At 40.9% G+C, this 14,313-nt stretch carries 12 protein-coding genes; 11 read left to right on the top strand and 1 reads right to left on the bottom strand.

From position 1 onward, the window contains the following. The first annotated feature begins 297 nt into the window (after nucleotides 1–297). The 6 genes from WMZ97_RS21910 (at nucleotide 298) to WMZ97_RS10695 (ending at nucleotide 7,473) form a co-directional block, all read left to right on the top strand. Nucleotides 298–474 (top strand): HIRAN domain-containing protein, encoded by a 177-nt coding sequence (locus WMZ97_RS21910; protein ID WP_405027678.1) that lies wholly within the window; start codon nucleotides 298–300, stop codon nucleotides 472–474. 194 nt (nucleotides 475–668) lie between these two features. Continuing rightward, the gene (locus WMZ97_RS10715; RefSeq protein WP_343272081.1) at nucleotides 669–1,976 is read left to right on the top strand and encodes an acyl-CoA thioesterase/bile acid-CoA:amino acid N-acyltransferase family protein; all 1,308 of its coding nucleotides are present in this window, start codon (nucleotides 669–671) and stop codon (nucleotides 1,974–1,976) included. Between the two features lie 362 nt (nucleotides 1,977–2,338). Continuing rightward, nucleotides 2,339–4,663 carry a xanthine dehydrogenase family protein molybdopterin-binding subunit gene (locus tag WMZ97_RS10710; RefSeq protein WP_343272080.1) on the top strand — a complete coding sequence of 775 codons (2,325 nt, stop codon included), beginning with the start codon at nucleotides 2,339–2,341 and terminating at the stop codon, nucleotides 4,661–4,663. Continuing rightward, entirely contained in the window at nucleotides 4,660–5,505 is an 846-nt protein-coding gene (locus WMZ97_RS10705; RefSeq protein ID WP_343272079.1) for an FAD binding domain-containing protein, read from the top strand. Before WMZ97_RS10710 ends, WMZ97_RS10705 begins: the two co-directional genes overlap by 4 nt. Next, entirely contained in the window at nucleotides 5,498–5,968 is a 471-nt protein-coding gene (locus WMZ97_RS10700; RefSeq protein WP_343272078.1) for a (2Fe-2S)-binding protein, read from the top strand. The genes WMZ97_RS10705 and WMZ97_RS10700 overlap by 8 nt, the downstream gene beginning before the upstream one ends. A 296-nt stretch (nucleotides 5,969–6,264) precedes the next feature. Next, nucleotides 6,265–7,473, top strand: a complete 1,209-nt coding sequence (locus WMZ97_RS10695) for a DUF763 domain-containing protein (protein ID WP_405027685.1) — start codon at nucleotides 6,265–6,267, stop codon at nucleotides 7,471–7,473. Between the two features lie 96 nt (nucleotides 7,474–7,569). Here WMZ97_RS10695 and WMZ97_RS10690 read toward each other — a convergent pair whose 3' ends face one another. Beyond that, nucleotides 7,570–8,931, bottom strand: a complete 1,362-nt coding sequence (locus WMZ97_RS10690) for an IS4 family transposase (protein WP_343272076.1) — start codon at nucleotides 8,929–8,931, stop codon at nucleotides 7,570–7,572. Nucleotides 8,932–9,133: 202 nt separating this feature from the next. On the opposite strand from WMZ97_RS10690, the gene WMZ97_RS10685 reads away from it, so the two are divergent. From WMZ97_RS10685 to WMZ97_RS10665, 5 genes are all read left to right on the top strand, one after another. Next, the gene (locus WMZ97_RS10685) at nucleotides 9,134–9,712 is read left to right on the top strand and encodes a Uma2 family endonuclease (RefSeq protein ID WP_343272075.1); all 579 of its coding nucleotides are present in this window, start codon (nucleotides 9,134–9,136) and stop codon (nucleotides 9,710–9,712) included. Nucleotides 9,713–10,522: 810 nt separating this feature from the next. Continuing rightward, entirely contained in the window at nucleotides 10,523–11,086 is a 564-nt protein-coding gene (locus WMZ97_RS10680) for a sigma-70 family RNA polymerase sigma factor (protein WP_343272074.1), read from the top strand. A 419-nt stretch (nucleotides 11,087–11,505) separates the two neighbouring features. Next, on the top strand, nucleotides 11,506–12,216 hold the full coding sequence (locus tag WMZ97_RS10675) for a sigma-70 family RNA polymerase sigma factor (RefSeq protein WP_343272073.1): 711 nt from the start codon (nucleotides 11,506–11,508) through the stop codon (nucleotides 12,214–12,216). Nucleotides 12,217–12,366: 150 nt separating this feature from the next. Next, entirely contained in the window at nucleotides 12,367–13,440 is a 1,074-nt protein-coding gene (locus WMZ97_RS10670) for a DnaD domain-containing protein (protein WP_343272072.1), read from the top strand. 324 nt (nucleotides 13,441–13,764) lie between these two features. Further along, nucleotides 13,765–14,304, top strand: coding sequence for a DUF3231 family protein (locus WMZ97_RS10665; protein WP_343272071.1), 540 nt, complete (start codon nucleotides 13,765–13,767; stop codon nucleotides 14,302–14,304). Nucleotides 14,305–14,313: the final 9 nt, after the last annotated feature.

Below are 14,313 nucleotides of genomic sequence, written 5' to 3'. Positions count from 1 at the left end.
CTAATGTGTGAACCTTTCCACCTAAATCCCGGATTTTTTGATGGAGCATCCTCTTGAATTCACCGTAACAACCTGCCTCCTTTGATCCTAGTCTTTCGGCAAACTTTAATCTTCAGAGCAGCCGCAAAAAATAATATGTCTATGTAACACTTCATGCTTTCGTTTAACATTATTACTCATTTTATGTTTTTTTATGTATGAGCCGAGTTTTGAAATGTGGCATAAGAATTAGTTCTAAAAATGATTCGTTCAATGTTATAATGGTGTTGGTAAATGACAAGGCGGTGTTTAAAATAAGTGTTAACCGTGTGGTTGGAAGAAACTTATGATGAACCTATTTTTGAATACAGTGATGCATTATTCTCCAAATGCTCGCTACAATTAGAACCCGATAATGAATATGATTCAAAGGCAATAGCAGTCTACATAGATTCATTCAAGGTTGGTCATATTCCTAAGAAAAACAGAGGGTAAAGAATACTTTTATGATCAATTAACTGGTGGATTAAAAAATAATCAAAAATTCAATTTTAGTGTTAGTCTAAGAGGTGGTAAATACCGAAGGGGTGGGATGGCTATAGAAAATAATAAATAGTCTTTCGGAATAGGGCAAGATTGTTGTATAAAATAAGATACTTTCTATATTTCAGTAAGAGGTTATATAGGTCATGGAGGGAGCTGTTTTTTCGGTGAAAAAAGACCCTGTATTAATCGTTGATAAACCTCAATCCTATATTGATGAGGAAATTGATATAAAAGTAATTAACTGTGAACCAAATGAGATAATTACGCTCAAAGCAAAAATGTGTGATGATAGGGGAAAGAACTTTGATTCAAAAGCTACTTTTAAGGCAAGTGAAGATGGGACCGTTTCACTTGCCTACGCAAAACCTGTAAAGGGTTCGTATAGTGAAATCGACAGCTTTGGTTTGTTTTGGTCTATGGAAGACACACAATCGAAACATGGAGATTTTTTTGTCAAACAAAATGCAAAATCCGTTTCAGTGGATCTTTCGCTGGAAATATCAGACCAAACTCTTGATATGGTTAAAATTACACGTCACTTTTATAGGGAAGACATTCAAAAAGAAGTCATGGAATCGAATGAATTTACGGGGGTATTATATCGTCCGGTGAGTGAAGGGCCGTACCAGGGTGTATTACTGTTAGGTGGATCGGATGGCGGTTATTTAGAGCCAGCCGCAGCACTATTATCCTCCTATGGGTATACGGTACTAGCATTGGCTTATTTTGGTATGAATAACGTTCCAGATAACTTGATAGGAATTCCTTTAGAGTATTTTGAAAAGACTACCCACTGGTTAAAACAACACCCTGCTGTCAACAAACAAGTATCCCTGATCGGATTCTCAAGGGGAGGAGAATTGGCCCTTCTTTTAGGTGCTGTTTATGATGAATATAAGGCTGTGATTGCTGTTTCTCCATGCAGTTATGTCACATCGGGGATGAAAAATAATATATTTGCCCCAATTCCTTCCTGGACGTTCAATGGGCAAGATCTGGCCTATATGAAGTTTTCCTTTCCACCTTCTATGATTTTTTCTTCATTTCGCAACTGGATACTCAAGCGTCCATCTTCTTTCTTATCCATTTGGAATCGTACCATGAGAAATGAACAAAAGATAGAGAACGCACGGATTCATGTAGAGAATATCCATGCTCCTGTTCTGACAATATCTGGAGGCGATGACCAATTATGGCCATCTGAGAAATTTGTCAAAACTATGCAAAAGCATTTATTGCACCATCCCTACCAGCATAAACACTTTTTTTACGAAGGAGCTGGTCATTTCTTGGCTTTTCCGTACAGTTTCCCCTCGCTTCCGAGTAACGTAATCAAGCAGTTGGACAATGGAATGGCGATAAACTTTGGCGGCTCAAAATCAGCGAATGCCAAAGTAACAATAGACTCATGGAAAAAAATAAGAGACTTCCTTAAAATAATCGATGCATGAATAAAAGTTATTCCACTGTCGGACGCTAATCTACAACAATGTGGAGAGACTTTTTTCGGATATTACCTAAATAAAGAGTTTAAAATATCGTTAGTTAGCATTTCCAAAGCGGTTTAATAAATGTGTTTTAGTATGCAACATTACCGTATATTGCAGCGGGTGCCTTATAGAAGGCATTGATAGGCTGTTCATTCAGTCACCTATCCAGCCCAGTATTGTGCTGGGCACCTTTGATTAGATTCCTATTTTATACGAAAAAATTGGTGGGTATAAGCAAGCTTGCTACAAATGATAAAATCAATAATATTTTTCCCCGAAAGAGGTATGCTAGTACATATTACGTATTTGGGGTGAATAGATTCATGGATTGGAGTATTGGAAAAGGTGTTTACCGTAAAGATGCCGCTGAAAAAGTAACAGGAGCGGCTAAATATACAGACGATTTATCGGATGCACAGATGCTGCATGTTAAGTTGAAGGTTAGTGCCCATGCACATGCAAAACTAAAGAAAATTGATACGTCAAAGGCGAAGAAGGTAACAGGGGTTCATGCAATTATATTAGGGGAGGCACTACCTCTCACAGGGGCGGAGATAAAAGACCGTCCTATTTTGGCTTATGAAAGGGTACGTTATTTTGGGGAGCCGATTGCGGCGGTTGTGGCTGAGCATCCGTTCATTGCAAAACAGGCTGCAGAATTGATTGAGGTAACGTATGAGCCCCTACCTGTGGTAAACGACCCATTACAGGCCCTCGAACCCGAAACAACACTATTACATAAGGATTTGGCTATATATGAAAAAATCGCGGATGTTTATCCTGAATTAAACACAAACATTGCTAATCATGTAAAGGTTAGAAAGGGAAGCATGGATCAAGGTTGGCAAGGGAGTGACATCAGTATAGAGGGAGATTTTTCTCTCGCTCCTTCAGACCATTCGGCAATGGAGACAAGATGTGCCATCGTGGAAATAAAACCGGATGGGGTAGTCCATATTACATCCACAACACAGGCACCATACGGTATCAAAAAGGAATTAAGTGATATATTCCATCTCGATGAAGGTAAAATTATTGCCAAGGTCCCGTTCGTTGGCGGGGCTTTTGGAGGAAAGGTAGCAATTCAGTTGGAGTTAATTGCCTATTTGGCTAGCAAGGCAATTGGTGGGAAGCGGGTTAAACTTTTATTTACGAGGGAGGAGGATATGATCACCGCACCTGTACGTATGGGGCTTAATGCCAAAATCAAACTTGGGGCGACCACCGACGGGAAACTCACCGCGGCAAAAATAACCTATATGATTGACACTGGTGCATATGCTGATAAGGGAACCTTGTTAACCAAGGCTGTTGCCGCAACCGGTACGGGACCATATAATATTGACCATGTATCTTGTGATGCGATATGTGTGTATACCAACCATCCTTATACAACGGCGTATCGGGGTTTCAGCCATTCCGAAATATTGTTTGTATTTGAAAGGGCAATGGACATGCTGGCCCGTAAACTCGATATGGATCCATTGGAATTTCGCAAAAAAAATGCAATTTTAAAGGGACATACTTCTCCAACACAAACATTATTAAATGAAAGTTCTATTGGTGATTTACCAGGTTGTATCGATAAATTAAAGGAATTGATGAACTGGCGAGAAGGACTGATCGTACCGGTCAATGAACGTAAACTTCGGGTTAAAGGCATGTGCTGCTCCTGGAAGACGTCCACTATTTCAGGGGCCAGCTCGGGTGTTGTTCTACTTTTTAATACGGATGGAAGTGTCAATATCCTGTCCGGCATAGTAGAAATAGGCATGGGTACAAAAACAGTTCTTGCACAGTTACTAGCTGAACGATTAAAAATGGATGTAAATAAGGTACACGTACAGATGGAAGTGGATACGAAAACCATTCCAGAGCATTATAAAACAGTTGCAAGCAGGGGAACGTTACTGGCAGGCCGGGCACTATTGAAAGCTGCTGATGATGCAGTGGAGCAATTAAGGGATATCGCCTCCCGGGTTTTAACCTGTTCCCCAGAAGATTTGGAAGTTGGTTATGAGAAGGTCTATGTTCGTGATGACCCTTGTACATTTGTCCATATGAAGGATGTTTGTTATGGATACCAATACCCGAATGGCCATTCAATCGGTGGTCAGGTCATTGGGAAAGGAAATTACACGATCAGGCATCTAACGCATCTCGATAATCAAACGGGAAAAGGAAAAACGGGCCCGGAATGGACGGTTGGCGCCCAAGGTGTTGAAGTTGAATTTGATCCAACTGATTTTACGTATAAACTACTAAAAGCATATTCCGTGATTGATATTGGTAAAGTGTTAAATTATAAGACCGCACTGGGGCAGGTGATGGGGTCCATGAGCATGGGGCTAAACCACGCAAGTGCGGAGACACTAGCCTTTAATCAAGATGGAACAATTCCCATCCCAAAACTGCGGACTTATGGCACATTTCGTTACGGGGATCATCCAGAGTACGTTGCGGATTTCCTTGAAACAGCCCATCTCGATGGTCCATATGGTGCGCGTGGTGTCGGTGAGCATGCATTGATTGGTATGCCTGCAGCCTTGGCAAATGCATTGTCAAATGCGACGGGCCTGGAACTAAACAAACTTCCATTAACTCCAGAATACATTTGGCGAAAGAAAGCAGGGATTGAACAAATATGATCTCGTATAATTTTGCCTATTATCAACCTACCTCTATTCAGGAGGCAATCGGACAATATGAATCATTAAAGAAACAACAAAAAAACCCGATTTATTATTCCGGTGGAACAGAAATTATTACACTTGGCAGGGTCAATAAAATGGTGGCGGATGCAGTTATCGATATAAAAAAGATTCCTGAATGCCAAACGTATGAAAAAAATAAAAAGCAGCTTGTACTTGGGGCTGCACTGTCTTTGACAAGAATCCGGGATATGCAATTATACCCCTTTATGGAAAAGGTCATATCAGAAATCGCGGATCATACTGCTCGAAATAAGATTACATTGGGTGGAAACATTTGTGCCAATATCATTTACAGGGAGGCCGTACTACCACTGTTGTTAACGGATAGTAACGTTGTTATCGCAACCAAGGATGGACTAAAAGAAAAACCGATTAATAAGCTGTTTGGTCAGAAGTTGCAATTACATGACGGGGAGTTCCTTGTTCAGGTGAAAATTGACCAAAAGGCCATTCAATTACCTTATTTCACTGTTAAAAAGAGACGTCAATGGGGGGTTGGCTATCCCTTAATAACAATTGCAGCCGTTAAAAAAGAAGGTCGAATCAATACGGCATTTAGCGGATTATGTGCCTATCCCTTTCGTAACCAAAAAATGGAGGAAGAATTAAATAATAAAAGGTTACGGGTGATAGATCGAATCGACAAGGCGCTTCAACATATCCCCGGGAAGGTTTTAAATGATGTGCACGGGTCAAATGCATACAGGATGTTTGTATTGAAAAATATATTACAAGATGCAATTCATGCTTTGGGAAGGGGAGAGATGAGTGAATGAGCAGGAAATAACGTTTTACATCAATGGCAGGGAGCGTTCATTCCATGCACGAAATGCAGATACATTATTATATGTATTACGCGAAAAACTTGGTTTAACTGGTGCGAAACCGGGCTGCTTAAATGGTGATTGTGGCGCCTGTACAGTTGACGTTGAGGGTGAACCAATGAAATCATGTCTTATGCTTGCTGTGGAGGGACAGAATAAAGAAATAACAACGATTGAGGGGCTGCATGATTCTCCTATTCAGACACAATTTATTGAAAAGTTTGCGTTTCAATGTGGTTATTGTACTCCTGGATTTATCATGAATTGTCATGCATTAATGAACAACCACCCAGATCCGACGGATGACGTTATTAAGAACTGGTTAGAATCCAATATTTGCCGGTGCACAGGTTACAAAGAAATCGAAGAGGCGATTAAGGCTGCACTCGGTCAAGCCCGTGAGACCAAATCGTGATTGGTTCGGCAGCCATCATAGTAACGATGCCGCCATTCAGCTAGCGACGTAAATACTTACTCATGAGAAGACCTGAACTAAGTTGATATTCCGGGAAAAATGGTTTCATCGATGTTATGAAGGGCATGTGTTCCATTTGTTCGAGTAAATGAAACAATTCCGCCATTCCACCCACAAAAAAATCATTTGGTAAACGTTGCCTCAGGTAAATACCTCCAAATAACAGTCATAGCTAATGTCATATTGCTTGCTATGATAAAATGGAGAAAAGTGAGGTGTAACCTATGAGAACAGGTATGGCAAATGCCCCGCTTCATGGCGGCCATTGCCCGCCCTGGCTATTTACAAAAATGAAAGAGTTAGGAGCATCCATCGTTCAGGTAATGGTAATGGAATATGGAACATCAGAGGTTTTGCGCAGACTGTCGGATCCTGTCTGGTTTCAATCCTTTGGTAGTGTACTTGGATTTGATTGGCATTCTTCCGGCTTAACAACAGTTGTATGCGGAGCCCTTAAGGAAGGTCTAAGACAGTTTCAGGGCGAATTAGGGCTGTTTTTGGTTGGCGGAAAGGGCAAAGCCTCCAGAAGGACCCCAGTGGAAATTGCAGAGGCTGGTGAAAAATATGGTTTGTCGAATGATTTAGTTCAACTGCAACAGACAAGCCGCACGGTAGCTAAGGTGGATTCAGCCGCTGTGCAAGATGGTTATCAGTTATATCATCATTTCCTAGTTTTTGACCGATCTGGAGATTGGGCGGTTATTCAACAGGGAATGAATGGAAAAAGCCGTTATGCCCGCCGGTATCACTGGTTAAGCGAGGATGTAAGGTGTTTTACGGAGGATCCCCACAAGGCCGTATGCGGTGTACATGGAAAAAGAGTACTTAATTTAGTATCAGGGCAAAATCACACAACAAGGTTGGCCTCAGTTGAAATATGTCGAGAAAAGCCAGATGAAGTCAAAAAGGTCTATGATGAAATTATTAATCTTCGTATTGAAAGGAAAAATCAGGCTTCACAACAACTTAGTCTTTTTGATGAGACAATTTGGGATGACCATGTATCAACGAAGGCTCCGGAAACTGCCCCTGCACACCCTATCATTACCATGCCGGATAGTCACCCCATTCCATCTTCCCGCTATTTGGACAAGATTTTATACAAGATTTATGATAAACCGCCAAAAACGTATCAACAGTTGTTGGAGACTGAGGGAGTAGGGCCAAGTACATTACGGGCATTGGCCATGGTGGCGGAGGTTACGCATGGTACGCAGCCATCCTTCCATGATCCTGTAAGATATGCATTTGCCCATGGGGGCAAGGATGGATATCCGTTTCCGGTACAACGTGGAAATATCACCCAATCCCTGTCCGTACTGAGAAAGGCTATTGAGAAGGGAAAAATGGGAGAAATGGACAAATTAAAATCACTAAGAAGATTAGCTGATCAGGAGAATCGGTTGGGTGAAGGAACGGGTATTGAAATCCGAGTGGACACGTAAGGGAAAGGTGCTTATACTGCAAACGAAGGATATTGTGGAAGAGGTATAAGTTTAGAAAGTTTAACTATCCTTTCTTGAAGCAGAAAATGTTATAACTCAACTTTCGCAGACTGAAATAGGTAGGTAAACCTTGATATAGTTCGGCAGACCCGCAATCCATTGTTGTAGTTGACTTTTGATGAGTTGTTGCATTTTCTTATTACTTTTTTTCAGGGTATCTTCTAGGAGCTCGATTAACTGCTGTAAAGCCACAGCCCAATCGAGATCATTCACTTCATCACATAACTCATAAAACATGCCGCCTAATGTTCGGTTATCTGTACTGCAGCGGTTTTGCCATGACAGCACAATATACCTTGCAAACACAATGGTTGTGTGGCTGATGAGAGCGTCATAGGAGCGACTCTGGAATTCCTTCTGAAGTTTCAAAAGAGACTTAGTCGTTTTGAAGAAAACTTCAATATCCCAGCGCATGCCGTAAATTCGGATGATTTCCTGGTCGCTCAATGTACAGTTTGTACTCAAAATCGCAAGCCAATCACTTTTCTTATTTCGGTTGCGGACGAAAACGACTTTGACAGGCACACCATTGGCCTGTGTCGTGTGGATGGAGCGTAAAATACCTCTTTTCCCATCGGTTGGTGTAGCCAAGCGGTATAGTTGATCCAAGCTAACACGCTTGCCACCTACAAGGTAACGCTGTTTTAGTTTTTTGACCATGCCAATCACGTCAAGACCTTGTTCTGTCAGATCTTTAATGAGAGGCTGTTGTGTAAACCATGAATCCATCAGCACATAGGAGGCATCAATGCCGGCTTTCATTGCCCGCGCAATCATACCCGGAATTTGTTCCGGAGCTGTTTGCAACGCTTCTCGTCGGCGCTTGTAGCCGGAACTGCGTTTATCAATACTTTCAGAAATACCGTTGATTTTACTTTTTTTCGAACTCAATAACGAAAAGTCAACGGGGAGGAATGTAGCACCATCAGACCAACCCAGTGTCAACATACGAAACCCTTTATAGAAACGCATTTTCTGTGATGCATGATCAAAGCAGCGAGCCAGAAGCTCCACGTGTTTGCTTCGGTTCCGGTCATAAGATGAATCATCTAAAATGAATACCTTCGGGCGGTCATGGTGCGTCAGCTTTGACACTTTTCCAATCGTATAAGCGACGAGTGAAAGCAGAAACCGACGCCAATTGAACGTTGATTGGTTCAGAAACCTATAAACGGTATCCTTGGCCGGAACATCCGCGGATTTCTTGCTTTCCAGCGTCCGAAACCAGTTTTTGTTTTCAAAGATCAAACAAAAGATTAGCTGAAAAATATAAGCACAGGAAAAACCAAAGGACTTCGTAATGCCCGCGTCACGCAAGTGCTTGATCACATTCAATTCTTTAAATGTTGCTTTTATTTCATTTGGCAGTTGATTATTCGGGTCATTATTCGCTATCATAGTAGGAGACACCTCTTCTGTTTTGGTAGTGATTCGCTCAAATCAACTATACCAAACGTTGAGGTGTTTTTTCATGTTTAAACCAAATGTCAAGCATGATATGTCAGACGCTACACGCACCTACGCGTACTGAGTTCACTGCAATTTTCTTGGTGCGAAAGTTGAGTTATAATAAAAGAAAATCTTATTTGGGGTGATTGATGTGTCATTACCGAAAAAAGATCGAGTCTACACGTATTCGGATTATTTATCGTGGCCGGAAAATGAAAGAATAGAGATTATTGCGGGTAAAGCCTATATGCAAGCCGCACCTTCAAGAATACACCAAAAAGTATTATCAGAAGTTCATCGGCAAATTGCAAATTATTTATTGGATAAGGATTGTGAAGTATATCCAGCACCATTTCATGTAGTATTAGACCCAGCAGGAGATCATGAAAATGAAGCAGACAAGGAGTATATATTAGAACCTGATATTTCCATTATTTGTAATAAAAATAAGCTGAATGAACGTGGTTGTCAAGGCAGCCCTGATCTAATTGTGGAGATTATCTCACCTTCTACTGCGAGAAAAGATAAAATGGAAAAGTTTAATATTTACGAGCAGGCTGGCGTGAAAGAATATTGGATAATTGAACCGGAAGAAAAAATGATAAGTGTTTTTACACTTGAAAATAATCGACGATTTGGACGACCAGATTTATATGGTGAGGAAGATAAAGTGACGGTTTCCATATTTGATGATCTGCTTATTGATTTGAAAACAGTATTTACTGTTTAAGATGATGGAGCTAAATGAAAAATCATAAATAAACAGACATGCAGTATTAACGAACAACTAGAATCTAGCTGCTGTTATGAACAACGATAAATATACTATTGCTGGAACAGTAAAAGCAGCAAACAAAAAATATGGATGTCTTATAATGTGGTCAAGGAATTTTTGGCAAGGGCATGGTACCGTTGCAGTAATACAGAGATGTAAAGGTCATGCGTCAGAAAAGTCAGCAATCCCAAGGTAAAAATGAATAAATTGTCCGCTGGTTTTCCCCTTTAAAACCGGCGGATTTTTCATTACTTTTCCTTTCGTCCCCGTGCAATTCTGAGCATCTTTTTTCACCATATTCTTTCTAATTGGTATGACGTTTTTGCCTGCCTATTCAGATGTAAGCGGGATCGTTATATCCCTTATACAATGGAATGCCTCGTTCATTAGCAATTTCGTATTTGGGGTCTATCCCCATATAACCTTTTTCCCTTATGACATGTCCTTTTAAATTAATGCAATAGCGAAACAAAAGGCCAATTTTTATGAACCAATCAGTAAGCACTTTTAGACGGATCATAGAATGTCACTAAATAGTCATAAATACCTATCTTTGTGATTGTGCATAATCTATCGACAATAATCGGCGCTAACCGCAAATCGCGCTATAATTCGAGTTTAGTCGACATAATTAGCTTGTTATTTCGAGTAGTTTCGACAATTAATGCAGCGGAATCCGGATTTAGGTCGATTTGACACAATCTGACATAATAGAGGTAATGCGCATATTATAAAGAGGCTGGCCTTTTATGGGAGAGGCTGTAAATGAATTCTGCGATTGGGGAATCTTTTGAAACAGTTTTAATGAAACATGAGGGAAGAATTTATTACCACATCCACAAGTTAAACATCGTTGACCCACACCGGGAGTTTTACCAGGAAGGGTTATGTGCTTTATGGGAAGCGTACCATACGTTCCAACCAGAGAAATCGCAACTTTCTACGCACCTTCACAACACGATCCACAACCGTTTAATTGATTTACTACGAAAAAAAGCTTGCCAACAACGCTATGACAAGATGTATTACCATGAAGAAATGAAAAGGCGGGAAAGTGGAAATCGCCGCTGCAATGTCAATATGCTGATTCACGATGATCTGGTGATGGCGATCCATGAGGCGGAGCTATCACAGCAGGTTCAGGCTTTACTGACTGTTAATCAGTGGAAATGGGTGAAGTTTCATATTTTACTGGGTCTTTCGAATCACGAGATTGCGGGGCAGGAGGGTGTTTCCATCGCAGCAGTCCATAGTTGGGCGAAAACGGCTAAACAAAAATTGAGGAAGAAATGGGTAGACTGGAATCGTTACGTAGATGGGGAAGGTTGAATTCGTAAACGTGGGTTGCTCGTCCGTAAGCCTGGCTTGCAAAGATGGGCAACCCTATTGTCAGCGTACAAATGACTTTTCAATGTTGTTCAGCATGGATGGCTCATGTTTAAATATGAACGATTTGTGTCAATTAAAATAACATGCTACTTTTTGACTATCCCCTACGATAATAGGAATAGGGGAACGTATAAAAATAGATCAAAAGTCACCTTCTGTAAAATATTGAAATCGATACATTGGCATCTATCGGCCATGTATGATTCCTATTATATATTATCCTCTAAAACTTATCTTCATTTTTTCCGTATAATTAGCGCCCTCAAGATGGAGGTAGCCATGTTTCGGCTAATGAACATGAAGATAATCTATATTTTGATTATACGGTGGAAGCTGGCTTTTGAGAAAAGAGGCGAGAGATGGTAAATGGAAAGCGGAACAAAGAAGAAAAGTGTGTGGAAGTGCGACCTGGGGAGGGAAGTAATCAGGAGGATAGCCGTGTTGTTCAGCACGATAGGGCCGGGGCCCGCGGGGAAAAGGAGGATAAGATTCATGGGGAAAGGGGGTATGAAAAAAAGGCAAATTGGGGAGCAGCAAGTTTTGAGGATATTTTTAAACAAAATGAGCGACGAATTCATTACCAGATTCACAAACTAAACATCCAAGATCCACATAACGAATTTTACGTGGAAGGTTTATATGCCATGTGGTGTGCCTATAAAAAGTATAGACCGGATCAAGGAGTTATGTCGACTTACTTCAACTTTACCATCCGCAATCGATTAATTGATATGCTTCGTAAAAAGAAACGAGAAAACCAACACCAAAAGACATTTATCCAACATGAAAAATTAAAAATAGATGATGGCAACCACGATTGCAAAACAAACTTGCCGATTCCCGACGATAGCGGGGTGGAGATGTGGGACGATGTGTTTTGGCAGAAGGTGCGCGCCATGCTGACTGACAACCAGTGGAAATGGGTGAAATACCATATTATTGGTGACATGCTTTTGACAGACATTGCTGAGCAGGAAGGGGTTACAGTGGATGCGGTGAAGAGCTGGAGGAAAACAGCGAAAAAACGGTTGGAGAACGCCGGGATTAGGGATTTTCTATCCTATGATTAACGGACTGTATACCTCAGCAAACCAAAACACAGAAGATCCTAACTGACCGATTTAAGGGGCGTTTTGGTAGGGATCATTCCATTGTGTGAGGGAATGATCCGCTTGGTATCACGTAGATTGCCATTTTGAAAATAGAGAGGACGGAAGAAAATGAATTACATAAAAGAAATCAATGCATTTCATGATAGGGCGGAACAAAATCCAGTATCTGCATCAGCAGCATTATTATGGTACATTTTGATGCATGTCAATAACAAAACAATGTGGAGTAAAACGTTTGTGGCGTCTTGGCCATTGCTTCGTTTAAGGTCGGGATTAACGGAGAGTTCGTTTAAACGGGCAAGAAAGGAACTAAAGGAGAAAGGCTATATCAACTATCAATCACGTCCAAATAATCAGGCACCCGTTTATCGCATGATTCCATTGTCGGAGGTAAAAGGAAACAACGTTGATGATGTGGTATGGGAGGAGCATAGTGAGCGGCGGCAATGTGTTGGTATGGATACGCAAGGGCCTAATCGGCAGTTTGGTGAATTGGATAACCTAACCGTGAATTGGCATGTAACTTCGAATGAAAATCAGATTACGGACAGTGGGCAAATGGACTTGGTTGAGCAGCAAAAAATGGAATCAAATCGTTTGATGGATGATGATCCGGCCCCTTTTGTGAACCAAGATATGGACCCCCTTATGGACCGGGGGATGAACCGCCTGACAGACCGGGATGCGGGCACATTAATTAAACAAAAACAAAATAGAGACCAAACCATACAAAGCCAAACTACTACTGCTGCAGAAGATGCATTTGTGTTTTATCAGAACAATTTTGGTGAGATTAGTCCATACGTTACTGATGCACTGCTAAATTGGGTGCGAGATGTCGGTGAGCCATTAGTGCTCGAAGCAATGAGACGTGCGATAGAGCGTAATAAAATGAGCTGGAGTTATGTGAAGGGGATATTACAAAATTGGACAAGAAAGGGAATTATGAGTATCGAGGATGCATTGGCGGAAGAGACAGCATTCCGGAACCAGCGACAAACACGATCCCAGCACGTGGCGAATTCATGGGCAAGTGGGCACCAGGCAGAGGTCGTGCCGGATTGGTTTGATACATATAAACAAAAACGAAATAAGGCAACGTGGAAGAAACGTGAAGCGGTAGAAACAGAAGAGGATATTGCTGAATTTGAGGCATTGTTGGCGGAGTTTAGGGGGAAATAGATTCAGGGCCTGTTACGGGGTGTCACGGTAACGTTAGTAAAATAGACAATAATATACTGATCATTTGATTTTATCCTACTCCATGTAGCAAATATTACTGCCCCCCTCAGCATTGTACGTAAGTATGTAATGTATTTATCATTTGGAAATCGAGGTCGATCAGATAGGCATTCAACCTAAATGCATGTTTTTTAGGGAAAAACAAAAACTAACCTTAAAATATGTATTTTGGAGGTTTATGCAGTGAATAATCAACCTAAAATGGGTTCTTCTGAACTTGGTGCACTATGGCTAAACATACCATAAAAAAACATTGATTTTGCAATGTTAGAGTATTTTATCGAGCAAGCCGACGATGAAGAAGCCAAAAATCTTATGACAGGCTTATGGGAACAACTTCATCCAAGGGCTATCGAAATAAAAGCCATGCTTGAGAATGAGGGGGCTGCACCACCAGAAGGTTTCACAGAAAAAGATGTCAATTTACAAGCACCAAGGTTATGGGAAAATGAATTTGATATTATGTTTTGCCGGGTACTGAAGGAAATTAGTACGGGGTTATATGCACTTCATCTAACAATAGCTTATAGAGAAGATATCATTAAACTGTATGAGCAACTTACTAAAATAACAGTGACTTATTATAATCGGTTTACGCAATATCTGCTTGAAAAGTCTGTGCTATCGCGTCCGACTTATGTCACCATGCCAAACTCAATTGATTTCATTACGGATAAACAATACATGAAGGGTACGAATATTTTGGGACATAAGCGGCAATTAAATATGGTTGAATTCGGCATACTTTATCGTGCAGTCGAAGGCAATATTACGGGGATGCAATTACTAAAAGGGTTTGCCTAATGTGCCAAA

It is taken from the genome of Lentibacillus songyuanensis, assembly GCF_039548255.1.
Lineage (GTDB): Bacteria > Bacillota > Bacilli > Bacillales > Amphibacillaceae > Lentibacillus_C > Lentibacillus_C songyuanensis.
The sequence above is the reverse complement of the archived record's forward strand: the minus strand, read 5'-3'. Positions and strand labels throughout refer to the sequence as shown.